Origin of the sequence: Conexibacter woesei DSM 14684 (assembly GCF_000025265.1) — a bacterium.
In the GTDB taxonomy this organism is placed as follows: Bacteria; Actinomycetota; Thermoleophilia; order Solirubrobacterales; family Solirubrobacteraceae; genus Conexibacter; species Conexibacter woesei.
In genome coordinates, this window is sequence record NC_013739.1 from 647,062 (window position 1) to 672,567 (window position 25,506).

A 25,506-nucleotide genomic window follows, 5' to 3' on the forward strand; every position below is an offset into this window, starting at 1 on the left:
TCGGGCTCCGGCGCCGCAGCGGCAGAGCCGTCCGTTCCTGACGCTCAGTCGGTCGTCGCGCGAGCGGTGGGAGCGGTGGGAGCGTCCGCATCGCCTCCCGGGGGTGGCCTGGCAAACTGCCTGCTGCTCACCGCCCGCGTCGGCGCCAGGCTCGACGCGTCGAGCTGGTCGTGAGGTACCGGCAGGGCGGCTGATCCAGTGCGACAGCAGCTCGCTCGTGGTCATGCGCTCGTGGCCATGGGGACAGCCACCCCGCGTCCACTGATCGGTTGATGCGCGGATCCACCTCGCCGGCGCGCGATCGCAGCCGTGCGGGCGATGTGCGGGCGACGGCGCGCCGACAGACTGGCGGCATGCCAGTCATCGAAGTCGAGCACCTGCGCAAGTACTACGGCGACGTCCATGCCGTCGAGGACGTCTCCTTCTCGGTCGAGCGCGGGGAGATCTTCGGGATCCTCGGCCGCAACGGCGCCGGCAAGACCACCTCGGTCGAGTGCGTCGCCGGCCTCGCGCAGCGCGACGGCGGGCGGATCGCAGTGCTCGGACACGACCCGCAGGACGGCGACGTCGCGCTGCGCGAGCGCCTCGGCGTGCAGCTGCAGAGAAACGCGCTGCCGGACAAGCTGCGCGTCGGCGAGGCGCTCGAGCTCTACGCGTCCTTCTACCGCGAGCCGGCCGACGGCGACGAGCTGCTCGCGCTGCTCGGCCTCGCCGACGTGCGCGACCGTGCCTTCGACGCGCTCTCGGGCGGTCAGCAGCAGCGGCTGTCGATCGCGCTGGCGCTCGTCGGCAGACCGGAGGTCGCGATCCTCGACGAGCTGACGACCGGCTTGGACCCGGCCGCGCGGCGCGCGACCTGGGAGCTGATCGGCCGCGTGCGCGATCGCGGCGTGACGATCGTGCTCGTGACGCACTTCATGGAGGAGGCCGAGCGGCTCTGTGACCGCGTCGCGCTGATCGACGCCGGCCGTGTCGTCGCGCTCGACACGCCCGCCGGGCTCGCTGCGCGCGGCGACCGCGAGCAGCGGATCCGCTTCCGCCCGGAGCGTCCGGTCGACAGGGCGCTGCTGACGGCGCTGGCGCCGGTGACCTCCGTCGACCGCTTGGTCGGCGGAGAGCTGATCGTCGGCGGTGGCGACGGGCTCCTGCTGGCGGTCGTCGCCGCACTTGCCGAGGCGGGGATCGAGCCGCTGGAGCTGCGGCTGGAGCAGTCCTCGCTGGAGGACGCGTTCGTGGCCCTCACGGGCGCGCAGGACGCGCCCGCCGCGGCGGCCGGGCCGGCGGAGGCGATCGCGTGAGCGCGCTCGCACGCATCACCGCGGTCGAGTGGAAGCTGCTGCTGCGCGACCCGATCTCGGTCGGCTTCGCGATCGGCCTGCCGGTCGCGCTGCTGCTCGTCTTCGGGCTGCCGGCCGAGAGCCGCGAGCCGAGCGCCGACCTCGGCGGCGACCGCGCGATCGACACGGTCCTGCCGTCGGGGGCGTTCGTGCTCTCCTTCGGCATGCTCGCCTTCTTCACGCTGCCGTTCAACCTCGCCAGCTATCGCGAGCGCGGCATCCTGCGCCGGCTCGCGACGACGCCGGTGAGGCCGTCGCTGCTGCTCGTCGCGCAGCTGGTCGTGAACGTCGCGGTCGCGGCGGTCGCCGGCGTGCTCGTGCTCGCGATCGGTCCGCTCGCGCTCGACATGGCGCTGCCCGCGAACCCGGTCGGCCTGCTGCTCGCGCTCGTGCTCGGCGCCGCATCGCTGTTCGGCGTCGGGCTGATGCTCGCGGCGCTCGTGCCGCGCACGAGACGGCTGCAGGCGATCGGGCCGCTGATCTACTTCCCGTCGCTGTTCCTCGCCGGACTGTGGCTGCCAAAGGACGACATGCCGGCTATCCTCGCCACCGTCGGTGATCTCACTCCGCTCAGCGCATTCCGGGAGACGCTCCAGGACGCCTGGATCGGCGACGCGCTGGACCCGCTGCTGCTGCTCGTCATGGTCGTCTGGGCGCTCGGCAGCGCGTTCGTCGCGGCGCGCACGTTCCGGTGGGAGTGACGCGTGAGCGCCTCGCCGCCGACGCCCGGCTCGCCGGACCCGCCGGAGACCGCGCTCGACGTCTGGGAGCACCGCGAGGAGCGGCTGTTGGACGTGCTGCCCTACGGCGGGCTGGCGATCGGGGCGCTGCTGACGCTCGTGTTCCCGGACGCGGCGAGGGCCGGCCTCGGCTGGATGCTCGCGCTCGTCGCGGTGGCCGTCGTCTGGTTGACGCTGCTTCGCACGCCGGCGAACCGGCCGGCGCGGCAGCCGGCGGGTGCCGTGTTCTACGCGGGGCTGGCGGCGCTGATGGCGGCGCTCGTGCTCGTCAGCCCGCTGTTCGGGTTCTTCGCGTTCGCCGGGTACGGCTTCATCCACGCGCTGCCGGATCGCTGGAAGGTGCTCGGCGTCGCGGCGACGGCTGCGGTCGCTGGCACCGCGCAGATCGGCGGCTTCCCGCTGGCAGACGGCGTGCCCGTCGCCGGCTGGATCGGGCTGATGCTCGCGAACTTCCTGATCGCCGGCACGATCATGTTCTTCAGCGTGCTGACCTACGCGCGGCGCGACCAGCGGCGGGAGGCGCTCAGGGAGCTGGCGGAGACGAACCGGCGGCTGGAGGCGACGCTGGCCGAGAACGCGGCGCTGCAGGCGCAGCTGGTCGAGCAGGCGCGCGACGCCGGCGTGGTCGAGGAGCGCCAGCGGATGGCACGTGAGATCCACGACACGCTCGCGCAGGGGCTGACGGGAATCGTCGCCCAGATCCAGGCGGCCGAGCAGGCCGCCGAGCGGCCGGAGCGCTGGCGGCGCCATCTGCGCACCGCGGCCCAGCTCGCGCGCGAGAGCCTCGCCGAGGCGCGGCGGTCGGTGCAGGCGGTGCGGCCGGAGGCACTCGAGAACGCGCGCCTGCCCGAGGCGGTGGCCGAGGTCGCGAGGCGGTGGTCGTCGATCCAGGGCGTCGGCGTGGAGGTCACGACGACCGGCCACCCGCGCCCGCTGCCGACCGAGGTCGAGGTGACGCTGCTGCGCACGGCGCAGGAAGCGCTGGCGAACGTCGCCAAGCACGCGCGCGCCGGCCGCGTCGGCGTGACGCTGTCGTACATGGAGGACGCGGTGACGCTGGACGTGCGCGACGACGGGGTCGGCTTCGCGGTCGGCGCCGCGGCCGGCGACGGCGTCGGGCTCGTCGCGATGCGCCAGCGCGTCGAGGGACTCGGCGGGCGGCTGGAGATCGAGTCCGAGCCCGGCGGAGGGACGGCGATCTCGGCGAGCGCGCCGACGGTCGACGTGGTCGACGTGGTCGACGTGGTCGACGTCGAGCCGGTCGTGACGGCGGCGCGCGCGGACGAAGCCGCTCCGGCGCTCGTCGGCGGGCGACCGGCCGCGGCCGACGCGCCCCGGCCACGCCGGTCGATCGGCGGGCCCGCGCGATGAGCGCCCGCGTCTCGCTGCTGATCGTCGACGACCACCCGGTCGTGCGCGACGGGCTGCGCGGCATGTTCAACGGCGACGAGCGCTTCGACGTGCTCGGCGAGGCGGGCGACGGCGCCGAGGCCGTCGAGCGCGCGCAGGCGCTCTCGCCCGACGTCGTGCTGATGGACCTGCGGATGCCCGGGACCGACGGCGTGACCGCGATCCGCCAGCTCGCGGAGATCGCGCCGCACGTCCACGTGCTCGTGCTGACGACGTACGACACCGACGCCGAGGTGCTGCCGGCGATCGAGGCGGGCGCGACCGGCTACCTGCTCAAGGACGCGCCACGCGACGAGCTGCTGCGCGCGGTCAGCGCCGCGGCGCGCGGCGAGGCGGTGCTGGCCCCGTCGGTCGCGACGCGCCTGCTGGGCCGCGTGCGCGCCCCCGACGGCGAGCCGGTGACCGACCGCGAGCGGGAGGTGCTCGCGCTCGTCGCGCAGGGCGCGACCAACAGGGAGGCGGCGAGACGCCTCTTCATCAGCGAGGCGACGATCAAGACCCACCTGCTGCACGTCTACGCCAAGCTCGGCGTCAACGACCGTGCAGCCGCCGTCGCCGCGGCGTACGACCGCGGCCTGCTGCGGCCGGGCGACGGGGCGAGGCGCTAGCTGCAGGTGCTGAACAGGTTGGTCGCTCGTCACCGGGCGGCGACCTGGCGCCGAGGAGTAACCGTCGGGTTGCACTGATAGGGGATGATCTGTAACCATGCGGTTACACACCTATCCCGGAGGAGTCGGCGCATGACCCAGGAACAGAGCCCTCGAGAGGACCCACACGCTCCGACGGGCGCGCATCGCACCGCGACACGTGAGCAGTGGCGCGTCGAGCGGATCGCGCTGCTGCGGCGCGAGAAGGAGCTGACGCGCATGAGCGACGAGCTCGCGCGCGAGCGTCAGGAGCTGCCGTGGGTCCCTGTCGAGCAGGAGTACGTCTTCGACACGCTCGACGGCCCCCAGACGCTCGCCGAGCTGTTCGGCGGGCGCTCGCAACTCATCGTCGACCATCTGATGCTCGGCCCGAGGATGACCGCGGCATGCCCGAGCTGCTCGTCGATCGCCGACGGCGTCAACGGGGTACACGTCCATCTCGAGAACCACGACGTCGCGTTCGTCGCGGTGTCCCGTGCGCCGCTGGAGCAGATCGAGCGATACCGCAAGCGGATGGGCTGGTCGTTTCGCTGGGTCTCCTCCCATGACAGCGACTTCAACTTCGACTACGACGTGTCCTCGACCGCCGAGCGGCCGCTGGAGGAGTACAACTTCGCGCCGCTGGTCGACGAGGAGGACGGCGAGCTGCCCGGCATGAGCGCGTTCGCGCTCGAGAACGGCCAGGTGTTCCACACCTACTCGGCGTACTCGCGTGGGCTGGACGCGATCTGGGGCGTCTACCCCTGGCTCGACCGCGCGCCGAAGGGTCGCAACGAGCCGATCCACTGGCACCGCCGCCACGACGAGTACGGCGCGGCCGACGCGTGACCGTGCTCGCGCACATCGGCCCAGTGCCGGTCGAGGAGGTCCTGCCGCTGATCGCGCTCGCGAGCAGCGGCGGGCTCGTTGCCGTCGCGAGCGCTCGCGTGCGCCGCCTCGCGAAACGGCGTCGCCGGCGCGCCCGGACTTCCGAATACCCTGTCACGCTTGAATCTGATCCGTCGCATCGAGGCCGGCCAGGGCGAGTTCCTCGTGTTCGCCCTCACCCCGCCGCGTCTCGCGACCGAGCGCGAGCAGGTGCAGGACATCGCCAACACGACGATCGCCCGCCTTCTCCCGCTCGATCTGGACGGTCTGATCCTCTACGACATCGACGACGAGACCGAGCGCAACCCGGCCGAGCGCCCGTTCCCGTTCATGCCGACGCTGGACCCGGCCCACTACCTCGCCGAGCATCTGGCGGCCTGGCCGGCGCCGGTCGTCGTCTACCGCGCGGTCAGCAAGTACGCGCCCGCTGAGCTTCGTTCGTGGCTGACGGCCCAAGACCCAAGACGGGTCATGACCGTGCTGGTCGGCGCACCATCGAGCGCCACCGCCGGTCGGACGTCACTCGCCGACGCCCAAGCCCTGCGTCGCGACACCAACCCGGCCGTGTCGCTCGGCGGAGTCGCCATCCCCGAGCGTCACACCCGGCGCGAGGACGAGCACCTGCGCCTGCTCGCCAAACAGGAGGCGGGCTGCCGATTCTTCGTGACGCAGGTCGTCTACGACGTCAACGCCGCGAAGAACCTCGTCTCCGACTACCACTACGAGTGCCGAGCGCGCGGCATGCCACCCGTGCCGTTCGTCTTCACGTTCTCGGTCTGCGGGTCGATGAAGACCCTGGAGTTCCTGCGCTGGCTGGGCGTCGACGTCCCGCGCTGGATCGAGAACGACCTCGCCCACGCCACCGATCCGCTCGAAGCCTCCTACGAGCAGGCGCTCACCACAGCCACCGAGCTGATGGCCTACTGCCGCACGCTCGGTGTTCCGTTCGGGATCAACGTCGAGAGCGTGTCGATTCGGCGGGTCGAGATCGAAGCGTCGGTGCGCCTCGCCGAGCAACTGCGAGCGCACCTGCACTAGCTATTTGCCCCGGATGACCTTCGGCGCCAGGCCCCGGGGCGTTGGCGCGCCGCCGCGGCCACCTTGTTGGCATGCAGATCACATCGCCGCATCGTCACCTCTCTGTCGCGATCTAGGCCGCGACGGTGTGACGACGTCCGTCAACGCGTAGTCGCGTCGTAGGGGCGCGCAGCTCAGGCGACCGTCGACAGCTGCCGCGTGGCTCGTCCTCGTTCGAGGTCCCGAACGACGCAGGAGCCCAGTCGTCCGCGCGGCCGAAGGCCGGTCACGGCTAGACCAGGAGCCCCAGCTCACGCGCGCGCGTAACGGCTTCGGCGCGGTTGCGAGCGTGGAGCTTGCGGTAGACCGACGACGTGTGCTGCTTGATCGTGTGAGGGGAAAGGCAGAGTGATCGGCCGATCTGCGCGTTGGTTGATCCTTCCGAGACCAACGTGAGGACTTGACGCTCGCGCTCGCTCAGCCGGGTTGGGGATGGGGGTCGGTGGATGGGCGCCGTGTCGTCGAGGCCAGCTGCGCGGAGTGCCGTGAGGAGGCGGGCGACGGGCCAGGTCCGGTCGATCGTTGGCAGCGGCGGCAACGTCCTGTCGCTCGCGTCGACCGTCAGGACGACGCGGATGCAGGGCGAGATGGCCCGGAGGTCGGCCTGCAGGGCGGACAAGGCGTCGTCGCCGAAGCGCCCGTCGACCGCCACGACGTCGACGGGCAGCTCGGCGACCCGTTTCCGCGCGGTGGCGAGATCGTTGGCCACGGCGCACCGGCGCACCCAGGTCTGCCGTTGCAGCACGAGCGAGAACCCCCACAACGCCAGCTCTTCCCGGTCGACGACCAACACGGTCAGCCGACGATCAGCCAGCGACGACATCCGCGACCTCCACGTGGGGGAACACGACGACCACGGCGCGCCGCCAGATGAGGAACGCCGACGCGGCGCCGGCGTCCTGGTGGCCGAGCGTGCGATCTGCCAGACGGCGCGCTCGCCCGCGTCGCGCGCTCAGCTGCGCGGTGTGCTCCAGTCCGGCTGCCGCCGCCGCGAGTGCCGCCCCGAGCGCATCCTCGACCGTGGCGCCCGCGGCGGCCGCCTGGTCCAGCGCGCGCGCCGCGGGCAGCATCACGTCCATCAACGTCTTGTCGCCCTCGCGGGCACCGCCGCGCTGCGCCATGCCGTCGACGCCCGCGCTGACGACCCGGGCGAGCCCCCGCGGGTCGCGCAGGGCGTCGCCGCCGAGGTCGTCCAGCGCGCGGCCGGCGCGCAGCAGCGCGGTGCCCCACAACGGACCGATGGAGCCGCCGACGTCGGCGAACGCCGCGCCCGCGTCGCGCAGCAGCTGCGCTGCGGTGCGGTCGCCCGGTTCGGCGACCTCCGCCGCGACCGCGCGCCAGCCGAGGACCATCGTGGCGCCGTGGTCACCGTCGGCCGCGACGGCGTCGAGACGATCGAGGACGTCCTGGCGCTCCTCCATCTCCCGCGTCACGGCGGTGAGCGTCCGGGCTACGACCTTCGCCGTCTCGCTCATCGCCACTCCGTCCCGAACCCGGGCCCGGCGAGCGGTCGCGCCGGCGCGTCCATGAGCCGGCGCAGCTCGTCGTCGAGGTGGACGAGCGTCACCGACAGCCCGATCATCTCCAGCGACGTCACGTACTCGCCCACCAGCGACCGGTGCACCGGGACGCCTGCGGATGCGAGCCGCTCGACGATCCTGCGCAGGACGATGTAGCCCTCCATCAACGGCGTCGCGCCGAGCGTGTTGACCAGCACGAGCACGGACTCGCCCGCGTCGGGCGCCCGGTCGGCGAGCATGATGTCCAGGAGCTCGTCAGCGACGACGTCGGCGCCGGCCAGCGGGCCGCGGCGGATGCCGGCCTCTCCGTGGACGCCCATCCCGACGTCCATCTCGCCCGCAGGGAGGTCGAACGTGGGCCGGCCCGCGGCCGGCACGGTGCACGGGCCGAGCCCGACCCCGACTGTGCGGGTCCGGTCGTTGGCGTGCTGCGCGGCGGCCGCGACGGCCGCGAGGCCGGCGCCCTCGTCGGCTCGGGCGCCGGCGGCCTTGAAGACGATCACGTCGCCCGCCACGCCGCGGCGCTCCGACGGGTGATCCAGCGCGGAGACGACGTCATCGGTGACCAGGACGGTCTCGCTCGCGATGCCTTCGTCGGCCAGCAGCTCGGCAGCCATGCCGAAGTTCATGATGTCGCCCTCGTAGTTGCCGAACAGGAACAGCACGCCGTCCGGCGGCGCGAGCGCGCGGGCGACCTCGACCGCCGGCGTGGCCGACGGCGAGGCGAACACGTTGCCGACCGCCGCGCCGTCCGCCAGCCCGGGACCGAGCGCGCCGAAGAACGCGGGCTCGTGGCCCGACCCGCCGCCGACGATCACCCCGACGCGCCGCGCGGGATCGCGCTTCGCGAGCACGAGGCCCCGCCCGCGCGGCGTGCGCACGATCTCGCTCCCGTGGGCGGCGACGATGCCGTCGAGCATCTCGTCGACGACGGCGAAGGGGTCATTGACGAGCTTGCGCATACCGCTCCTCGCCGTCGGAGAGCTCCTGCACCTTCGGGACCGAGCCGCCGCCGTCGAACTCGCTGTCCAGCCAGGCGTCGACGATCTCCAGCGCGAGCATCGGCCCGATGACGCGCGCGCCCATCGTCAGGATCTGCGCGTTGTTGGACTTGCGGGCCCGTCTCGCCGAGTAGGTGTCGTGGCACGTCGCGGCATACACGCCGGGGATCTTGTTGGCGGCGATCGCGACCCCGAGGCCCGTGCCGCAGATCAGGATCGCGCGGTCGTAGCGCCTGGCTGCGACGTTCTCGGCCACCTCGAAGGCGATCGACGGGTAGTTGCGCGAGTCGTCGTCGACGCCGACGTCCAGGACCTCGTGGCCGAGGCTCCGCAGATGGTCGGCGACGAGGCGCCGCAGCTCGACGCCTGCCGAGTCCGAGCCCAAGCCGATCGTGGTCATGCCGCGATCTCCATTTCGTTGATGAGGTGGTCGAGGTAGTCCGCGCCGCGGCGCATGGCCGTCAGCGCGTCGCCGCCGTAGTGCTCGACGCACAGCGGCCCGCGGTAGCCGGCGTCGAGCACGGCCCGCAGCGCGAGGCGGTAGTCGATCTCGCCGTCGGCCAGCGCGGTCGGCCCGGTCAGCACCAGGCCGTCGGCGTGCTCGAGGCGGACGTAGTTCTTGAGGTGCCAGTAGTTGACGTGCGCCGCCAGGGCGGCGACCGTCGCCCGCCACGGCTCGGGGGGCGGGAAGGGCACCCGCACGAGGTTGCCGATGTCGAGGTTGACGCCGAGGTTCGTGGCGCCGACGTCCTGCAGGATCCGCAGCACGCGGTCCGAGCGGTCCAGCAGCGTCGACTCGTGCAGCTCCAGCGAGACGTCGATGCCGAGCGTGCGCGCCTCCGCGCAGATACTGGCGAGCCGCTCGGCGGCCGTCGCGAAGGTCGCGTCGCCGGCGTCGTCCCGGGGGTGCGGGACGGTCCAGAACGGCGCCTCGAGCTGGGGGCCGGCGAGCGGTCGGTGGAACCCGACGCTGACCACCGGCGCGCCCAGCGCCGCGGCGGCGTGCAGCGCGCGCCGCGTGCGCTCCAGGTTCTTCACGCCGTGGTCGGGATCGATGACGCTGGCGCGGATGACCGACATCCCGACGAGCGCGACGTCGGCGTCGGCCAGCGACGCGCGCAGCTCCGAGAGCCGCGCATCATCGAGCAGGTCGACGCGCAGCCAGCCGTCGACGAGGTCGCACGCCGTGAACCCGCAGCGTCGGAGGCGATGCAGCTGCGTCCGCCAGTCCCCGGCCGAGGCCAGGTGCATCGGCTGGCCCGCGGCGTCGGCGCCGGCCAGCGGCAGCGTCGAGCCGGCGATGGTCGAAGCTCTCGCGCTCATGTGACGCTCGCGGGCCAGCCGCCGGGCTGCTCGTCGATCGCCACGATCCGCGCCGGTGAGCCGTCGAGGCCCTCCAGCGGCAGGGGCAAGGCCATGAGGAACACCTCGTCGTGCTCGAGCTCGGCCAGGCGGACCAGGCATTCCGCGACGACCATCTCGTTGACGAACAGCGCCTCGTGCAGGAGCCGGAACTCGGTGCGGTGCGGCGACGGCGTGTCCAGGCCCAGGAACACCACGCCGAGCTCCACGAGCCGCTCGGCGGCGCCGACGGTCATCGAGGGGAAGTCGGTCCAGTACTCGCGTTCGGCCGCGCGGACGTCCCAGTCCGTCCGGATCAGCGCGCGGCCGGTGCGCGCCAGGGCGTCCGCGTACGGCGCGAGCACCTCCCCGTCGATCTCGCCCGTCGGCAGCTCGCGTGCGTCCACGACGGTCGCAGGGCCGACGCACCGCGCGAGGTCGACGGCCTCGATCGTCCGCCCGTCGCGCAGGAAGTGCGACGGCGCGTCCAGATGGGTCCCCACCTGGGAGAACAGCGAGACCTGCCACATCTCGACGTCGTCGCGCTCGATGCTCGAGAAGGGGACGAACCCGACGGTCGGCTCGCCGGGGAAGGCGAGCATCCCGTGCCGGAGCGTCCGGGTCAGGTCGACGAGTCGCATGGGGGACGGCGCCGCCGCCGTTCGGGTCGTGAGGCTTGTGAGATCATGTGGGCAGTGGTATGACAGGTAAGGCCAGTCGCTGTCAAGTGACTGGAGACCCGCTCAGCCCCCTACGATCGAAAAGGACCGCGCTTGTCCACCCCGACGCCCGGCGCCGCACCGACCACGGCCGCCGACGCCTACAGCTCGGCCACCGAGCGCTCCCGGCTCGCGCTCGGCGCGGCGCGCCGGCGGCTGCCGACCGGCCTCTCGCGCCAGACGCTGGTGTTCGCGCCGCACCCGTTCGTGGCGCGCCGCGGCGACGGCGCCTACCTCGAGGACCTGGACGGCCGCCGCTACCTGGACTTCGTCAACAACTACACCTCGCTCATCCACGGCCACAGCCACGAGCCGTCGCGCCGGGCGATGGACGAGGCGTTCGCCCGGTCGCCGGCGCCGGGCGCGCCGACCGCGCTCGAGCTCGACTTCGCCGAGGAGATCGCGCGCCGCGTCGGGTCGATCGAGTGGGTGCGCTTCGCCGTGACCGGCACCGAGGCGGTGCTGTACGCGCTGCGAGCGGCGCGCGCGTTCACGGGTCGTCGCCGCATCCTGAAGTTCGAGGGCGGCTTCCACGGCGGCGTCGACGACGTCCAGGTCAGCATCGGCGCCGCGCCGATGGAGGCCGGGACGTTCGGTCCCGGCATCCCCGCCACGGGCGGCCTGGGGACCGTTGACACGGTCGTCGCCGTCTACAACGACAGCGCGTCACTGCGCGCTGCGATGGCCGCGCACCGCGACGAGCTGGCCGCGGTGATCGTCGAGCCCTTCCTCGGCAACGCCGCGCTGATCGCGGCCCACGACGAGTTCCTCGCGGAGATCCGTCAGCTGACGACCGCGGCCGGGGCGCTCATGGTCCTCGACGAGATCCAGAGCTGCCGCCTCGGCTACGGCGGCGCCCAGGAGCGCCTCGCCTTCGGGCCCGACCTGACGACGATGGGCAAGACGATCGGCGGCGGCACGCCGCTGGCGCTCGTCGGTGGCCGGCGCGACGTGATGGAGGTGTTCGACGGCTTCGACCCCGCCGTGCGCCAGACCGGCACGTTCAACGCGTTCCCGGCCTCGCTCGCAGCGGGTCTGGCAACGCTGACCGACTGGCAGCGCGACGACGTCGAGCGGCTCAACGCGCGCGGCCGGGCGCTCCGGGAGGAGCTCACGCGGGTCTTCGCCGCGCACGGCGTCGCCGCGCACGTCGGGGGCCAGGGATCGATGTTCAACATCAGCCTGATCGACCGCCCGGTCGCGACCTACCGCGACTTCGCCGCGGCGGACGCCTCCGGCTGGCAGCGCCTGCACCACGAGCTGCTCGTGCGCGGCGTCTACCTCTCGGCCCGCGGGACGGGCTGCCTGTCGACCGCGATGCAGGAAGCTGACGTCGCGCGGCTCGTCGCGGCGATGGACGACGCGCTGAGCACGGTCGAGAACGACGGAACGAGGAGCTGAGGATGGGACACCTGGACGGGCAGACGGCGGTCGTGACGGGCTGCGGCTCGGGCATCGGCCTGGCGATCGCGACGCGCTTCGCCACCGAGGGTGCGACGGTCGTCGGGCTCGACGTCGCCGCCGGCGGCAGCGGCGACATCCCCGGCGGCCGCTTCACCCTGGTCGAGGGCTCGGTGGCCGAGGAGGCCGACGTCGTCGGCGCGCTGGAACGGGCGCGCGAGGCGACCGGCCGGCTCGACGTCGTCGTCAACAACGCCGCGATCCAGTTCGAGCGCACGTTCGAGGAGACCACCGCCGAGGACTTCGACGCGATCGTCGCCGTCAACCTCCGCGGCGTCTTCCTCGGCACCAAGCACGGCGCGGCACGGCTGGGCGAGGGCGGCCGGATCCTCAACCTCGGCTCGATCCTCGGCTTCACCGGCGACGCGCTGCTCGCCGCCTACTCGGCGACCAAGGGCGGCGTCGTCAACCTCACGCGCGCGGCCGCGGTGGCCTACGGGCGCCGCGGCATCCGGGTCAACAGCCTGTGCCCGGGCGCGGTGCGCACGGAGCTGACGACGCGGGTCTGGGACCTGGCCGACGACCCCGCCCAGGCGCGCGCCGACATGGAGTCGCTCTACCCCTTGGGCCGGATCGCCGAGCCGGAGGAGATCGCGGCCGTGGCGCTGTTCCTCTGCTCGCCGGAGAGCAGCGCGATGACCGGCGCTGCGGTGGTCGCCGACTGCGGGATCACCGCGACCAATGCGGAGTTCGGTCTGATCAAGGACCTCCTGTGACCGAGGCCTTCGAGGGCCGCGAGGCGGGCATCGGCATCCGTCTGGCGGTCGAGGCCGAGGCAGTCCGGCGCCTGGCGACCGAAGCGCGCGGGCTGACCGCGCTCGGCCCCGCGATCGACCGGATCGACGAGGCCGCGCGCCTCCGCGACCGCGTCGCGCTCGCCGAGGCCGAGCTCGAGTTCCACACCAACCTGGTCGAGCTGGCGGGCGACCGCTTCCTGACCGCGGACTACCGCGCGATGGGCGACCGCCTGCAGCGGATCTTCAGCGACGACGGCCGCTCGCTCAGCACGCTGGACGGCCTGGCGGACATGCACCGAGCGCTCGTCCGCGCGATCGCCTCGGGTGAGCCCGACGCGGCGGTCCGCGAGATGCGGGCCCACGTCCTCGACGAGGAGCGCCTGGCGGGTCCTGCCGACCCGTGGCTGGATGCCGTGGCGCGGGGCCGGCTCGCGGGAGCGGCGGCCGGGGTCGAACACGCCGTGCTCGAACGTCTGCTCGCGCCCGACCGCTGCGTCGAGGTCCACGTCTCGGCGCAGCTGGCCGACGGCACGACGGCGATCGTCACGGGCTGGCGCGTCCAGCACGACCTCGCGGTCGGGCCGGCCAAGGGCGGAACGCGGCTGCACCCGTCGACCACGCTGGCGGAGGTCAAGGCGCTGGCGATGACCATGACGTGGAAGTGCGCGCTTGTCGGGCTCCCGTTCGGCGGCGGCAAGGGCGGCATCCGAATCGACCCGGCCCGGATGGACGAGCGCGGCCGACGGCGCCTCATCCGCGACTACGTGACGCTGCTCGCGCCGGTCCTCGGGCCCGAGCGCGACATCATCGCCCCCGACGTCAACAGCGGCGAGCGCGAGATGGCGTGGGCCGTCGATCGATTGGAGGCGCTGTCCGGCAGGAGCATGCCGAACGCGGTGACCGGCAAGCCCGTGGCGCTCGGCGGCCTGGCCGGCCGGCGGGCGGCGACGGGGCACGGCGTCGCCGCCGTCCTGCGACGGTTCGCGAGCGCGCGATGGGGTCGCGAGGCCGGGCCGCTGCGTGTGGCGATCGCCGGGTTCGGCAACGTCGGCCAGCACCTCGCCGAGGCGCTGGACGGCGACCCCGGCTTCCGCGTCGTCGCGGTCTCGGACGCGGCCGGCGCGCGATATGACGAGCGCGGGCTGGCGGTCGACGCGTTGCGCGCGGCCGTCGCGCGCGACGGCACGGTCGCGGGCGCGCCGACCGGTCGCCCGATGGAGCGCGACGCGGTCCTCGCCGCGCCGTGCGACGTCCTCGTCCCGGCCGCGGTCGGCGGCGTCATCGACGCCGATGCAGCCGACGCGGTGCAGGCGTCGCTGATCGTCGAGGCCGCCAACGGACCGGTCACCGCGGCGGGCGAGCGCCGCCTCGCGGCGCGCGACGTCACCGTCGTCCCCGACCTGCTCGCCAACGCCGGCGGCGTGATCGCCTCGTACTTCGAATGGCGTCGGCTCCACGAAGGTGACCGCGAGCTCGCTCGGCGGCGCGACGCGCTGCTGGCCGAGGCCTGCGACCGCGTGATCGAGCGGGCGCCGGACCTGGCGGACCTGCGTCAGGCGTCACTGCAACTGGCGATCGACCGAGCCGCGGCGGCGCACCTCGCCCGCGGAGCCGGATGACCGTCACGACCGCGCGCGGCGGGCTGCTGCTCGGGCTCGACGGCGTGCTCGTCGACTCACGCAAGGTGATCCTGCGCTGCGTCGAGCTGGCGCTGCGGGCCGAGGCGCCGGCGCACGCGACCGCCCTGGCCGCGCCGGCGTGGATCGGGCCGCCGATCGCCGAGGCGTTCGCGGCGCACCTCGGCGTCGGCGCCGACGCCGAGCTGGTGGCACGGTGCGTGGCGACCTACCGGCGCTTCTATCGCGTCGCCTCGCTCACCGACACCGTTCCCCAGCCCGGCGTGCGAGGGCTGCTCACGGGCGCCGCGCGTGACTGGCACCTGGTGGTGGTGACGAGCAAGCCGACGGAGTTCGCGATCCCGGTGCTCGAGCAGCTCGGGCTGGGGTCGGCGATCGACCTCGTGGCGGGACCCGGGCTGGAGGCGTCCCCAGAGGGGCGTTCGGCGTCGGTGGCACGAGCCCTGGACGAGCTTGGCGGCGATCCCACGTCGTGCGTGCTCGTCGGCGACCGGCACTTCGACATCGCCGCCGGCCGCGCCCACGGCATCACGACCGTCGGCGCCACATGGGGGGTGGGAACGGCGGACGAGCTGCGGCAGGCGGGCGCCGCACACCTCGCGCGCTCGCCGGACGAGCTCACAACGCTGCTGGCCGCGCTGGGGCCGAGCCGCACCACGTCGGCAGAGAAACGACCTTGACGCGGCACAGCCACCACTGGTATGACAGGTAAGGCCACTAGTTCACGCGCCATACGCCGTCCCGTCCCCTTCCCGCTTTCGAGGCTCCCATGACCGCAGCTCCACCGGTGAAGCTCCTGATCGACACCGACACCGGCGTCGATGACGCGATGGGGGTCGTGCTCGCGCTGTGCAGCCCACGCGCACAGGTGCTCGGCCTCACCAGCGTCTTCGGCAACGTGGACGTCGAGCGCACCACCGCCAACACCATCAAGATCACCGAGCTGCTCGACCGTCGTGACGTACCGGTCGCGAAGGGCGCGGCCAAGGGCCTGCTCGGCACCCCGGAGTTCGTCCCGTTCATCCACGGCGAGGACGGCGTGGGCAACGCCGGCTACGACCCGCCGGAGACAGCGGCGGTCGACGAGACCGCCGTCGACCTCATCCGCCGGTGCGCGCGCGAGCACCCCGGCGAGCTGGTCGTCGCCGCCCTCGGGCCGCTGACGAACCTCGCCCTGGCCCTGGCGGTCGACCCCGAGCTGGCGGGCTTGGTGAAGTCGGTGGTCTGGATGGGCGGGACCGCGACGATCCGCGGCAACGTCGGCCCGTGGACGGAGGCCGACGCCGGTCACGACCCGGAGGCCGCGCAGATGGTCCTCGATTCCGGCGTCCCGTTCACGATGGTGGGCCTCGACGTGACCGATCGGTGCCTGCTGTCGGGCGACGAGCTTCAGCGGATCGCGGCCGGGACCTCGGCCGCGGCCCGGTACCTCGCGCGCATCACGCCGTTCTACCTCGAGTTCTACAGCGGGCGCCTCGGCTTCCGGGCCTGCGCGATGCACAGCGCGCTGGCGGCGGCGATCGCGCTCGATCCTGAGCTCGTCACCAAGCAGGAGCGTCTCCCGCTCGCCATCGAGCTGACCGGCACGGCGACGCGCGGCATGACCGTCGCCGATCGCCGGCCGGGCATCGACCTGCCGGCCAACGCCGACGTCGTGCTCGACTACGACGACGATCGCTTCAAGGCCGAGTTCATGCAGCTGGTGGGCGCCGCGGCGCCGGTGTCCGCGTGAGCCGGTCCCTGCGCGCCCTGCCCAAGGCGCACCTCCACCTCCACCTGGAGGCCGGCATGCGGCCGGCGACGCTCGCCGAGCTGGCCGAGCGCCACGGGGTCGCCGTCCCGCCGCCGGGTCCCTACACCGAATTCGCGCAGTTCGAGGCGGCGTACGTGGGGGCGATCGACGCGCTGCGCACCGAAGACGACCTGCGCCGCGTCGTGCGCGAGGTCGTCGAGGACGCGGCCGCCGACGGTGCGACCTACCTGGAGCCCGCGCTCTACCCCTGCGATCATCGGCCGCGGTTCGGGGCGGACGAGCGGGTGGTCGAGCTGGTGCTCGACGAGCTCGCCCGCGCGGGCGCGGAGCATGGCGTGGCGGTCGGCCTGATGATCGCCGGCGACCGGACCCGTCCGGCGCAGGAGTGCGAGGAGCAGGCGCGGCTGGCCGTCCGCTATGCCGGCTCCGGGGTCGTGAGCTTCGGCCTGGCCGCCGAGGAGCCCGGCTACCCGGCCGGCCCGTTCGCCCGCGCCTTCGCGATCGCCCGCGAGGCCGGCCTGTTGTCGACGCCGCACGCGGGCGAGCTCGCCGGGCCCGAGGCCGTCCGCGAGGCGCTCGACACGTTGCTGCCCGATCGGATCCAGCACGGCGTGACCGCAGTGGGAGACCCGGCGTTGCTCGCGCGCCTGGCCGAAGGCGGGATCTGCCTGGACGTCTGCCCGACGTCCAACGTCGTGATGGGCGTCGCCTCGCTGGAGGAGCATCCGCTGCCGGCGCTGCTCGCCGCGGGCGTGCCCTGCTCGATCAACGCCGACGACCCGCTGTTCTTCGGGCCCGGCCTCCTCGACGAGTACGAGGCGTGCCGTGGGGCGATGCGCTTGAGCGACGAGCAGCTCGCCGCCGTCGCGCGGGCGTCCTTCGTCGCGTCGGGCGCCGCTCGGGACGTCGTGCGCGCGAACGTCGCGGCGATCGACCGCTGGCTGGCGACGTCCGCGGCATGAGCGCCGCACTCGCGCTCGACGGACATGCGGACGCGCTGGTCGCGCTCGTCCGCGAGGTCGGCGACGAGTTGCGTGCGGCCTTCGAGGCCGCGCCGGTCACCGGGACGGCCAAGGGTGGGGACGGCGACCTCGTCACGGTCCTCGACGTCGCCGCCGAGGACCGCCTCGTCGCGGGGCTGCGCGCGCGCTTCCCCGACGACGCGATCTGGTCGGAGGAGCGTGGGGCGGTGGGCCCGCCGTCCTCCCGCCGCTGGCTCGTCGATCCGCTCGACGGCACGAACAACGTGGTCCTCGGCCTGCCGCTCTATGGCGTGTGCCTGACGCTGCTGCACGACGGCGCGCCACGCTTCGCGATCGTCCACGACGCCCACCGCCGGTCGACGGCGGTCGCGGCGCAGGGCGGCGGCGCGACGCTCGACGGCCGGACGCCGACGGCCCGCCACGACGGCCCGCTGCGCACCGCCACGGTCTCGTGGCTGCAGGGCCACGCGGTCGGCCGCGACGACGCGAGCGCTCGGCGGATCGCCGACGCGGTCGCGCGTCGGGCCAAGCGCGTCCTGCGCACATGGGCGCCGTCGGTCGACTGGCTGCTGGCTGCGCAGGGCCGGGTCGGCGCGGTCGTGGCCTACAAGAACGAGTTGGAGGACCTCTTGGGCGGATGCCTGCTCGTCGCCGAGAGCGGCGGCGTGGTGGTCGACGGCGCCGGCCGCGCGCTGGACCTCGACGCGGTCGGGACGTCCGAGCTGACGCTCGCGGGCGCGCCCGCGGTAGTCGCCGAGCTCGCCACGGTCGTGCGGGGCGCGAGCGCGTGAGCGACTCGGCGGCGGCGCCACGCATCCGCGCGTACCTGCGCGAGCGTGCGCCGGAGCTCCGGCGCACGCTCGACGAGCTGGTCGCGATCCCGAGCTTCCCGGGCACCACGCGCCAGAACGCCTGCCAGGACGTCGTGCGCGCGGCACTGGGCGATCGCGTCGATCGCGTCGACGACTGGCGTCCCGACTGGGGCGCGGTCCGCGCGCTGCGCGCTCCCACCGGGCGCCGGCTCTACGTCCCGGTCGAGGACGAGCGCGGCGCCGAGCACGCCGCGGTGATGGACGATCTGCGGTGCGTGGTGGCCTCGATCGGCGACGGCGGCCCGCACCTCGTCCTCAATGGCCACGTGGACGTTGTGCCTGCCGACCCCGAGGCGTGGCGGTTCGACCCGTTCGCGCCGCGCCGCGACGGCGACCGGCTCTACGGCCGCGGCACCATGGACATGAAGGCCGGCCTCGTCGCCGCGCTCTACGCCGTGCGCGCGCTGGCCGACCTCGATCTGCTGCGCCGCGGCACCGTGTCGCTCGCGTCGGTGCCCGAGGAGGAATCGGGTGGCAACGGCACGTTGGCGGCGATCGCCCGCGGCCACGTCGGCGATGCGGTCGTGTTCGCCGAGCCGACCGACCTCCAGGTCGTTCACCGCCACGTCGGGATCCAGTCGTTCGCGATTCACGCGGAGGGCCGCGCCGGCGGCATCCTGCGCCGGTCCTGGGGCGTCAACGCGATCGATGCGATGGGCGATGCGATCGTCGCGCTGCGTGCGCTGTCCGAGGCCCGGAGGGCGCGCGCGCACGCGGCCGGGGGCTACGACGCCGACGACGACCCCGGCTTCGTCAACGTGGGCGTCCTCGCCGGAGGCGACTGGCCGGCGACGCGTGCGGGCGCCTGTGACGCCCGCGGCCTGATGGGCGTGCTGCCGGACGAGTCCGTGGACGCGGCCGAGGCCGAGGTGCGCGCCGCGCTGGCCGCGGCGGCGCGGCCCGAAGCTGCCGCGCTGACCGTGACGTTCGGCGCGGGCGGGCACGCGGGCGGCGAGCTGCCGGCGTCGCACCCGCTCGTGACGGCGCTGCTCGCCGGGGGCCGGGACGTGGGCGTCGCGCTGGAGCCGTCGCGCGCCGGGACGATGGTCTGCGACGCGAAGATCGTGACCGGCGGTGGCTGGGCGCCGTCGGTCGCCTTCGGCCCGGTCGGCGCCGGGCTCCACGCGGCCCACGAGTGGGTCGACGTCCCGAGCGTCCTGCGGTGCGCCGAGGTGCTCGCGGCCGGCGCGCTGCGCTTCTGCGGGGCCGCCGCCTAGTCCTGGCCGAGGACGTCGCGCAGGAAGATGCGGTTGTCGAGCGCGAGCCGCTCGGCCGCCGCGAGCGCCTCGTCGAGGCGGCCGTCGGTGATGCCCGACGCGAGCTCCTCGTGGTCGCCCAGCACCTCCGGCGACATCGAGCGCCCGGTCGGCGAGATCCGGATCGAGCTGCGGATCCGCTCCTCGAGGCTGCTCCAGATGTTGCGCAGCAGCGCCGAGCCGCTGGCCTCGATGATCGTCGCGTGCAGCCGCTGGTCGAGCGCGGTCGTCTCCGCGCCCGCTCTCACGGCTGCGCGGAGCTCGTCGAGCGCGGTCGCTACAGCGTGGCGGCCGGCCTCGGTGGCGCGCGACTGCGCGAGCCGCAGGGCGCCGACCTCGATGACCTCTCGCACGTCGACGACGTCGAGCAGGTCGCCGCTGTCCAAGAGGCCGAGCGACGCGTCGGTCTCCGTGGTCGCCAGCACGAACGCCCCGCGTCCGACCTGGACGTCTATGACCTGGAGCATGGTCAACGTCCGCAGTGCTTCGCGGACCACGGGGCGGCTGACGCCGAACTCGGTGGCCAGCTGACGCTCGGACGGCAGCTTGGTGCCGACGGGATAGTCCCCCGCGCGCAGGCGCCGCAGCAGCTCGTCGGCGACCCGCGAGGTCTGCGTGGCGCCGTTCGAGCGTTGGACGACGTTTTCAGCGAACACCATGCACCTCGGTCTGACCCGTCATACCACCAGCATGCCAGAAACCGCCGGGGATCAAGTGGTCTTACTGGTATTGCCAATTTGATCTGGGCGTGGTAGGAAAGCGACATGACATTCGAGGAGTACCTGCGGCGGATCCCGAAGGTCGAGCTGCACTGCCACATGATGGGGTCGATCCGGCCCGAGACGGTGGCGGAGCTCGCGCGCAAGAACGGGGTCGCGCTGCCGAGCGCCGACGTCGCGTCGCTGTACCGCTACAACTCGATCGACGGATTCCTCGCCGCCGCGATCCTGACGGCCTCCACGGTCCGCGACCCGGCGGACCTCTCCCGGATCGCGTACGAGTCGCTCGCCGACGGCGCGCGGCTCGGCAACCTCCGCCATCGCGAGATGTCGTTCAATCCGACACTGCCGCCGTTCGCCGGGATGTCCTACGCCGCCGCCGTGGACGGCATCGTCGACGGGCTGCGCGCCGCGGAGGTCGACTTCGGCGTCTCCTGCCGGTTGATCGCCGCGATCCACCGCGGCGACACGCCCGCGGTCGCGTGCGCGATGGTCGAGCAGGTGCTCGCGCACCCGCGCGACGAGGTGATCGGCATCGGGCTCGACGGCGCCGAGGCGCCCGACCCGCCGGAGAAGTTCGCCGACGCCTACCGGCTGGCCGCGCGGGGCGGCCTGCGCCGCACGGCGCACGCGTGCGAGGACGCGCCGGCGCGCAACGTCGCGACCTGCCTCGACCTGCTCGGGTGCGAGCGGATCGACCACGGCTACCTCGTGCTCGGCGACGAGGCGCTCGTGGAGCGCTGCCGCGAGCAGGGCGTCTGCTTCACGGTGTGCCCGACGGCGAGCGCCGTCTGCTACTTCGACGCCGACGACTTCACCGCTCACCCGATCCGCGCGATGGTGGACCGCGGCCTCACCGTGACGCTCAATTCGGACGACCCGCCGATGTTCCACACGGACATCGGCGAGGAGTACGTGCGGATGGCCCAGGCGGCCGGATGGGGCCTGGAGACCGTCCGCGAGCTGAGCCTCAACGGGGTCGAGGCGGCTTGGCTGCCCGCGGACGAGCGGCGACGCATGCGCGAGCAGTTCGAGCTGGAGCTGGAACGGCTGGAGGGAGCGCTCGTCCCGTCCTAGCGGCGCGCGGGCGGCGTCAGCCTCCGGCGAGCAGCCGGCCGTTCGGGTCGTGGTTGTGGAAGGCCTTGCGGACGGTCTCGTGCACCTCCCAGAGCACGCGCGTGCCGTTGGGGAAGAACCCGGCGTCGCCGGCGGTCAGCTCGACCGGCTCGCCGCCCTCGGGCGTGACGGTCGCGCGCCCCTCGATGAACGCCACGGTCTCGTCCGGATGGTCGAGGTAGAAGGTCCCGGGCGTGCAGTGCCACACGCCGTTGAACAGCGTGCCCTCCTCGTTGCGCCACAGCAGCGTCACGAACGCCTCCGGCGCGCCGGAGACGATGTCCTGCGCCGGGATCGGAGCGGGCTCCAGTGGTGCGTCGACGACCGAGACGTGCAGGACCCGGGCGGCGTTGTCGTTGGGCATCGCGTGAGCTCCTTCGGCTGGTTGCGGACCTATGGTCTGACAGGTAATACCAGCTTGTCCGACCCGGGCGCAACGGGCATCCCCCAAACGGGCCCGAGAGGCTTGACCCCGATGGTCAGACCTGTCATACCACTGCTCTGCAACGGTCTGGAGCCTGGGTCACGCGACACCGGCGCCGTCCTCAGCAGCAGCAGATCTCGAGGAGAGGAGCGATGTTGAGCACATCCACGGTTTGCCGCGGCGTGCTGGCCGCCGCGATCGGCGTCGCCGCGCTGGCGGTCTCGGCCTGCGGCACGGACGAGCAGAGCAGCGGATCCGGCGGAAAGGCCAAGGTGGCGTACGTCGTGCCCGGGAACCTGGGCGACGGCGCCTACCTCGACCAGCTCGACCTGGGCATCACCCGGGGCGCCGAGAAGTACGGGCTGCAGGCTCAGTCGATCGAGGCCGGCAACACGCCGACGAAGTGGGCGCCCACGATGGACGACACCGCCAATCGCGGCTTCGACGCGATCGTGAGCGCCGGATTCCAGGTCAAGGAGCTCGTCGAGCAGGCGGCCGCTCAGCACCCGGAGACGAAGTTCATCCTGGACGACGCCGCGTACGACCCCGCCAAGTGCGGCGGCTGCGAGAACATCTACTCGATCACGTACCGCTACACGGAGACCGGGTATCTCGCCGGCGTCCTGGCGGGGCTGCTGACGAAGACCGCAGGGGAGCGGATCAACAGCGACAACGTGGTCGGCTTCGTCGGCGGCCAGGACATCCCGGTCATCCAGGAGTACCTCGCGGGCTACAAGGCCGGCGTCAAGAAGGTCAACCCGCAGGCGCGGGTGATCAGCGCGTTCGCCGGCTCGTGGAGCGATCCCGCGAAGGGCAAGCAGCTCGCCGCCGGCATGATCGACCAGGGCGCCGACATCATCTGCACCGCCGCGGGCGGCACCGACAACGGGGTCTTCGAGGCCGCCGCCGCGGGCAACGCGTGGGCGATCGGCAACACCGCGCTGCAGACGGACCGTCCGCGGGTGAACGGCAAGCTCGCCGTGCTCACGGCGATGGAGACCGACGTGACCGCCGCGCAGGAGGAAGCCATGAAGCTGCTCTCCGAAGGCAAGCTCCCGGTCGGCAGCACGCGCAGCCTCGGCGTCAAGGAGGGCATCAACCGGTTGGTCGAGTCCCCGGAGTACAAGCGCTACGTGCCGGCCGACATCCGTCAGGAGATCGCGGGCATCGTGCAGGCGATCGCGGCGGGGACCCTCAAGATCGATGTCTGATCGCTCCGCGGGCGACGGGGGGCACCCTCCCAAGATCGCCGCCACCGGCGTCTGGAAGACGTACGGCAACGTCGTCGCCAATCGCGACGTCTCGATCGAGATCCCCGCGGGCGGCGTCCACGCCGTCCTGGGCGAGAACGGGGCGGGCAAGTCGACGCTGATGCGCATGTTCTACGGCGTCGAACAGCCCGATCGGGGAGCGATCCTGCTCGACGGCGAGCCGATCGTCATCCGCACCCCGCGTGAGGCGATCGCTCGCGGGGTCGGGATGGTGTTCCAGCACTTCGGGCTGGTGCCGGGACTCACCGCCGTGCAGAACATCGTCCTCGGCGTCGAGCCGACGAAACGGCTGAGCGTCGACCGCGACGCGGTGGACGAGCGGGCCTCCGCGTTGATGGAGCGCTTCGACCTGAGCGTCGACCTGCACACCAAGGTCGCCGGCATGAGCGCCGCCCGGCAGCAGCGTGTCGAGATCCTCAAGGCGCTGTACCGCGGCGCGCAGGTCCTGATCCTCGACGAGCCCACGGCGCTGTTGACGCCGCAGGAGCGAACGAGCCTGTTCGCGGCGATTCGCCACATGACCACGCAGGGCACCACGGTGATCTTCATCAGCCACAAGCTCAGTGAGATCGAGCAGTTCGCCGACACCTTCACCGTGATGCGCGCCGGCCAGGTGGTGGGCGGCGGACGGCGGGCGGACCACACCCGAGACGAGCTGGTGCGGCTGATGGTGGGGACGGCGTCGATCAGCTCCCGGCGCGCGGAGTCGCGCGCGGGTCCCACCGCGCTCGCGGCAGAGGACCTGGCGGTGCCCGGCCACGGCGGGCGGCAGGCCGTCAAGGGCGTCTCGCTCGCGGTCCGTGCGGGCGAGGTGCTCGGTCTGGCCGGCGTGGAGGGCAACGGGCAGCTCGAGTTCCTGGAGACGCTCGCCGGTCTGCGCGCTCCGATCTCTGGATCGGTCAGCATCGCCGGTCGTCCGATGCGCGATTTCACCAACCGCGAGGCGCGCTCGCTCGGCGTGGGGTACGTCCCCGAGGACCGGCTGGCGACGGGCGTCGCCGGCACGGCGCCGATCGTGGACAACCTGCTCGCCAATCGCGTCGGCGAGGGTCGCTTCGGGCGCCGCGGGACGCTGCGGGTGCGCGACATGCGAGCCGAGGCCGAGCGGCTCGTCGAGCGCTACGACATCCGCTGCGACTCGATCGACCAGCCGGCCGCGAGCCTGTCGGGCGGCAACATCCAGAAGGTCGTCCTCGCGCGCGAGATCTCGACCGAGCCGACGGTCCTGCTCGTCGCCGAGCCGACGCGGGGCCTCGACGTCGGGGCCATCGCTCTCGTCCACGAGCATCTCGCCCGCGTTGCCGAGAGCGGCGCGGCGGTCATCGTGCTGTCGTCCGACCTCGACGAGCTCCTGAGTGTGGCGACGCGGATCGCGGTCTTCCGCAACGGCGAGATCGTGAGCATCGAGCCCGACGTGCCGTCCACCACCGCGCAGCAGCTCGGCCGCGCGATGCTCGGTGCCACGGCGGAGGCGGTCGCCGCATGAGATCGCTCTCGCTCCCCCGGCGCCGTGACGTCCTCACGCGGGCCGCGTCGGTCGGGTGGCTCGTCGCGATGGCGCTCGTCGTCATCTACGGCTTGCTCGCCTTGTCGGCGTCGGATCCGCTCGCGGCGACGGAGTCGCTGCTGGCCGGTCCGTTCGAGTCGCCGGGTCGCGTCACCCAGTGGCTCGGCGACTCCACGAACCTGATGCTCACCGGCCTCGCCGTCGCGCTGGTCTTCCGTGTCGGGCAGTTCTCGATCGGCCAGGAAGGGCAGGTCGCGGCGGGGGCGCTCGCGAGCGGAGCGGTGCTCCTGACCGTCGGCCCGTTCACCGGGATGTGGGTGGTCGGCCTGCTCGCCGCGATGGTCGCCGGCTTCGTCTGGGGGCTCATCCCGGGGCTCATGAAGGCCTACGCGGGCGCCGACGAGATCGTCTCGTCGCTGATGCTCAACTACGTGATGCTGCTGTTCTTCTCGCTGGCGGTCAAGCAATGGCTCCAGCTCGACCACGCTGGCTATCCGGTCTCCGACTTCTTCGCCCCGCAGGCGTGGCTGCCGCAGTTCGGGACCGCGCCACGCGTCTCGCTCGGGCTGGTGATCGCCGTGCTGCTGTGCGTCGGTGGCGCGCTCTTCCTGTCGCGCACGCGGCTCGGGTTCGAGATGAAGACGATCGGCGCCAACCCCGGCTTCGCGAGCGCTGTCGGACTGCGCGTCACGCGCTCGATCTGGCTGTCGATGGCGATGTCGGGTGCCCTGGCGGGACTCGCGGGCGGGGTCATCGCCCAGGCCGAGACCCATCGCCTGATCGTCGGGCTGTCCGGTGGCATCGGGTACGACGGGATCATCGTCGCGCTGCTGGCCGCCAGCCGGCCGCTCGCGATCCCGGTCGCGGCGCTCGGCTACGGCTACCTGCGGACCGGCGGCGACGTCGCGCAGATCACGTCAGACGTGCCGCGCGAGCTCGTGACGACGGTCCAGGGGGTCCTGATCTTGATGGTGACGATCAAGCTGACAAGCGCGGGGCGGCTTTTGCGCCGTGTCCTTCCGCCGAAGGAGCCCCCGGTCGCCTCGTCGCCACAACGCGGCCAACCGGTCGGCACCGCGACGGCGCCGGCACAGGAAGGAGGGGTCTAGCC

The 25,506-nt window shown here is 73.1% G+C and carries 26 protein-coding genes; 18 read left to right on the top strand and 8 right to left on the bottom strand.

Annotation, left to right across the window (positions count from 1 at the left end; genetic code table 11):
• Window positions 1-353: 353 nt before the first annotated feature.
• The 6 genes from CWOE_RS03060 to CWOE_RS03085 all read left to right on the top strand — a co-directional run bounded on the left by CWOE_RS03060 (window position 354) and on the right by CWOE_RS03085 (window position 6,039).
• Window positions 354-1,298: an ABC transporter ATP-binding protein gene (locus tag CWOE_RS03060; protein ID WP_012932100.1), complete on the top strand. Its 945-nt coding sequence runs from the start codon at window positions 354-356 to the stop codon at window positions 1,296-1,298.
• Window positions 1,295-2,038, top strand: a complete 744-nt coding sequence (locus CWOE_RS03065) for an ABC transporter permease (protein ID WP_012932101.1) — start codon at window positions 1,295-1,297, stop codon at window positions 2,036-2,038. Before CWOE_RS03060 ends, CWOE_RS03065 begins: the two co-directional genes overlap by 4 nt.
• A gap of 3 nt (window positions 2,039-2,041) precedes the next feature.
• Window positions 2,042-3,448 carry a sensor histidine kinase gene (locus CWOE_RS03070; RefSeq protein WP_012932102.1) on the top strand — a complete coding sequence of 469 codons (1,407 nt, stop codon included), beginning with the start codon at window positions 2,042-2,044 and terminating at the stop codon, window positions 3,446-3,448.
• A complete protein-coding gene (locus tag CWOE_RS03075) occupies window positions 3,445-4,095 on the top strand; it encodes a response regulator transcription factor (protein ID WP_012932103.1) in 651 nt (216 codons plus the stop codon). The genes CWOE_RS03070 and CWOE_RS03075 overlap by 4 nt, the downstream gene beginning before the upstream one ends.
• Before the next feature lie 132 nt (window positions 4,096-4,227).
• Entirely contained in the window at window positions 4,228-4,962 is a 735-nt protein-coding gene (locus CWOE_RS03080) for a DUF899 domain-containing protein (protein ID WP_012932104.1), read from the top strand.
• Between the two features lie 159 nt (window positions 4,963-5,121).
• Window positions 5,122-6,039 carry a methylenetetrahydrofolate reductase gene (locus CWOE_RS03085; protein WP_012932105.1) on the top strand — a complete coding sequence of 306 codons (918 nt, stop codon included), beginning with the start codon at window positions 5,122-5,124 and terminating at the stop codon, window positions 6,037-6,039.
• 271 nt (window positions 6,040-6,310) lie between these two features.
• Here CWOE_RS03085 and CWOE_RS03090 read toward each other — a convergent pair whose 3' ends face one another.
• Genes CWOE_RS03090 through CWOE_RS03115 form a run of 6 tightly spaced genes read right to left on the bottom strand, consistent with a single transcriptional unit; the run spans window position 6,311 to window position 10,581 of the window.
• Window positions 6,311-6,901: a response regulator transcription factor gene (locus tag CWOE_RS03090; RefSeq protein ID WP_012932106.1), complete on the bottom strand. Its 591-nt coding sequence runs from the start codon at window positions 6,899-6,901 to the stop codon at window positions 6,311-6,313.
• Complete coding sequence (dhaL, locus tag CWOE_RS03095; protein WP_012932107.1) at window positions 6,885-7,553, bottom strand: dihydroxyacetone kinase subunit DhaL; 669 nt, start codon at window positions 7,551-7,553, stop codon at window positions 6,885-6,887. Before dhaL ends, CWOE_RS03090 begins: the two co-directional genes overlap by 17 nt.
• A complete protein-coding gene (locus CWOE_RS03100; RefSeq protein WP_012932108.1) occupies window positions 7,550-8,560 on the bottom strand; it encodes a dihydroxyacetone kinase subunit DhaK in 1,011 nt (336 codons plus the stop codon). Before CWOE_RS03100 ends, dhaL begins: the two co-directional genes overlap by 4 nt.
• Entirely contained in the window at window positions 8,541-8,999 is a 459-nt protein-coding gene (locus tag CWOE_RS03105; RefSeq protein ID WP_012932109.1) for an RpiB/LacA/LacB family sugar-phosphate isomerase, read from the bottom strand. The genes CWOE_RS03100 and CWOE_RS03105 overlap by 20 nt, the downstream gene beginning before the upstream one ends.
• The gene (locus CWOE_RS03110; protein WP_012932110.1) at window positions 8,996-9,922 is read right to left on the bottom strand and encodes a sugar phosphate isomerase/epimerase family protein; all 927 of its coding nucleotides are present in this window, start codon (window positions 9,920-9,922) and stop codon (window positions 8,996-8,998) included. Before CWOE_RS03110 ends, CWOE_RS03105 begins: the two co-directional genes overlap by 4 nt.
• On the bottom strand, window positions 9,919-10,581 hold the full coding sequence (locus CWOE_RS03115; RefSeq protein WP_012932111.1) for a cyclase family protein: 663 nt from the start codon (window positions 10,579-10,581) through the stop codon (window positions 9,919-9,921). The genes CWOE_RS03110 and CWOE_RS03115 overlap by 4 nt, the downstream gene beginning before the upstream one ends.
• 132 nt (window positions 10,582-10,713) lie before the next feature.
• On the opposite strand from CWOE_RS03115, the gene CWOE_RS03120 reads away from it, so the two are divergent.
• From CWOE_RS03120 to CWOE_RS30115, 8 genes are all read left to right on the top strand, one after another.
• The gene (locus CWOE_RS03120; RefSeq protein ID WP_012932112.1) at window positions 10,714-12,060 is read left to right on the top strand and encodes an aspartate aminotransferase family protein; all 1,347 of its coding nucleotides are present in this window, start codon (window positions 10,714-10,716) and stop codon (window positions 12,058-12,060) included.
• 2 nt (window positions 12,061-12,062) lie between these two features.
• A complete protein-coding gene (locus CWOE_RS03125; protein ID WP_012932113.1) occupies window positions 12,063-12,836 on the top strand; it encodes an SDR family NAD(P)-dependent oxidoreductase in 774 nt (257 codons plus the stop codon).
• Window positions 12,833-14,476, top strand: a complete 1,644-nt coding sequence (locus tag CWOE_RS03130) for a Glu/Leu/Phe/Val dehydrogenase dimerization domain-containing protein (RefSeq protein WP_012932114.1) — start codon at window positions 12,833-12,835, stop codon at window positions 14,474-14,476. Before CWOE_RS03125 ends, CWOE_RS03130 begins: the two co-directional genes overlap by 4 nt.
• Entirely contained in the window at window positions 14,473-15,174 is a 702-nt protein-coding gene (locus tag CWOE_RS03135; protein WP_012932115.1) for an HAD family hydrolase, read from the top strand. The genes CWOE_RS03130 and CWOE_RS03135 overlap by 4 nt, the downstream gene beginning before the upstream one ends.
• 89 nt (window positions 15,175-15,263) lie before the next feature.
• Window positions 15,264-16,226, top strand: a complete 963-nt coding sequence (locus CWOE_RS03140) for a nucleoside hydrolase (RefSeq protein WP_012932116.1) — start codon at window positions 15,264-15,266, stop codon at window positions 16,224-16,226.
• Complete coding sequence (add, locus tag CWOE_RS03145) at window positions 16,223-17,209, top strand: adenosine deaminase (RefSeq protein WP_012932117.1); 987 nt, start codon at window positions 16,223-16,225, stop codon at window positions 17,207-17,209. The genes CWOE_RS03140 and add (CWOE_RS03145) overlap by 4 nt, the downstream gene beginning before the upstream one ends.
• Window positions 17,206-18,021: an inositol monophosphatase family protein gene (locus tag CWOE_RS03150; RefSeq protein ID WP_012932118.1), complete on the top strand. Its 816-nt coding sequence runs from the start codon at window positions 17,206-17,208 to the stop codon at window positions 18,019-18,021. Before add (CWOE_RS03145) ends, CWOE_RS03150 begins: the two co-directional genes overlap by 4 nt.
• Window positions 18,018-19,319 carry a M20/M25/M40 family metallo-hydrolase gene (locus tag CWOE_RS30115; RefSeq protein ID WP_012932119.1) on the top strand — a complete coding sequence of 434 codons (1,302 nt, stop codon included), beginning with the start codon at window positions 18,018-18,020 and terminating at the stop codon, window positions 19,317-19,319. Before CWOE_RS03150 ends, CWOE_RS30115 begins: the two co-directional genes overlap by 4 nt.
• Here the strand turns inward: CWOE_RS30115 and CWOE_RS03160 are convergent.
• Entirely contained in the window at window positions 19,316-20,017 is a 702-nt protein-coding gene (locus CWOE_RS03160) for a FadR/GntR family transcriptional regulator (RefSeq protein ID WP_012932120.1), read from the bottom strand. The genes CWOE_RS30115 and CWOE_RS03160 overlap by 4 nt on opposite strands.
• A 105-nt stretch (window positions 20,018-20,122) precedes the next feature.
• Here CWOE_RS03160 and add (CWOE_RS03165) point away from each other — a divergent pair, with 105 nt between their 5' ends.
• Complete coding sequence (add, locus tag CWOE_RS03165) at window positions 20,123-21,154, top strand: adenosine deaminase (protein WP_012932121.1); 1,032 nt, start codon at window positions 20,123-20,125, stop codon at window positions 21,152-21,154.
• Between the two features lie 16 nt (window positions 21,155-21,170).
• On the opposite strand, the gene CWOE_RS03170 is transcribed toward add (CWOE_RS03165), so the two are convergent.
• Complete coding sequence (locus CWOE_RS03170; RefSeq protein ID WP_012932122.1) at window positions 21,171-21,557, bottom strand: cupin domain-containing protein; 387 nt, start codon at window positions 21,555-21,557, stop codon at window positions 21,171-21,173.
• Between the two features lie 212 nt (window positions 21,558-21,769).
• On the opposite strand from CWOE_RS03170, the gene CWOE_RS03175 reads away from it, so the two are divergent.
• From CWOE_RS03175 to CWOE_RS03185, 3 genes are read left to right on the top strand one after another with little or no spacing between them, the layout of a single operon-like run.
• Window positions 21,770-22,828, top strand: coding sequence for a BMP family ABC transporter substrate-binding protein (locus CWOE_RS03175; protein ID WP_012932123.1), 1,059 nt, complete (start codon window positions 21,770-21,772; stop codon window positions 22,826-22,828).
• Window positions 22,821-24,374 carry an ABC transporter ATP-binding protein gene (locus CWOE_RS03180; RefSeq protein ID WP_012932124.1) on the top strand — a complete coding sequence of 518 codons (1,554 nt, stop codon included), beginning with the start codon at window positions 22,821-22,823 and terminating at the stop codon, window positions 24,372-24,374. Before CWOE_RS03175 ends, CWOE_RS03180 begins: the two co-directional genes overlap by 8 nt.
• On the top strand, window positions 24,371-25,504 hold the full coding sequence (locus tag CWOE_RS03185; RefSeq protein ID WP_012932125.1) for an ABC transporter permease: 1,134 nt from the start codon (window positions 24,371-24,373) through the stop codon (window positions 25,502-25,504). The genes CWOE_RS03180 and CWOE_RS03185 overlap by 4 nt, the downstream gene beginning before the upstream one ends.
• Window positions 25,505-25,506 lie beyond the last annotated feature (2 nt).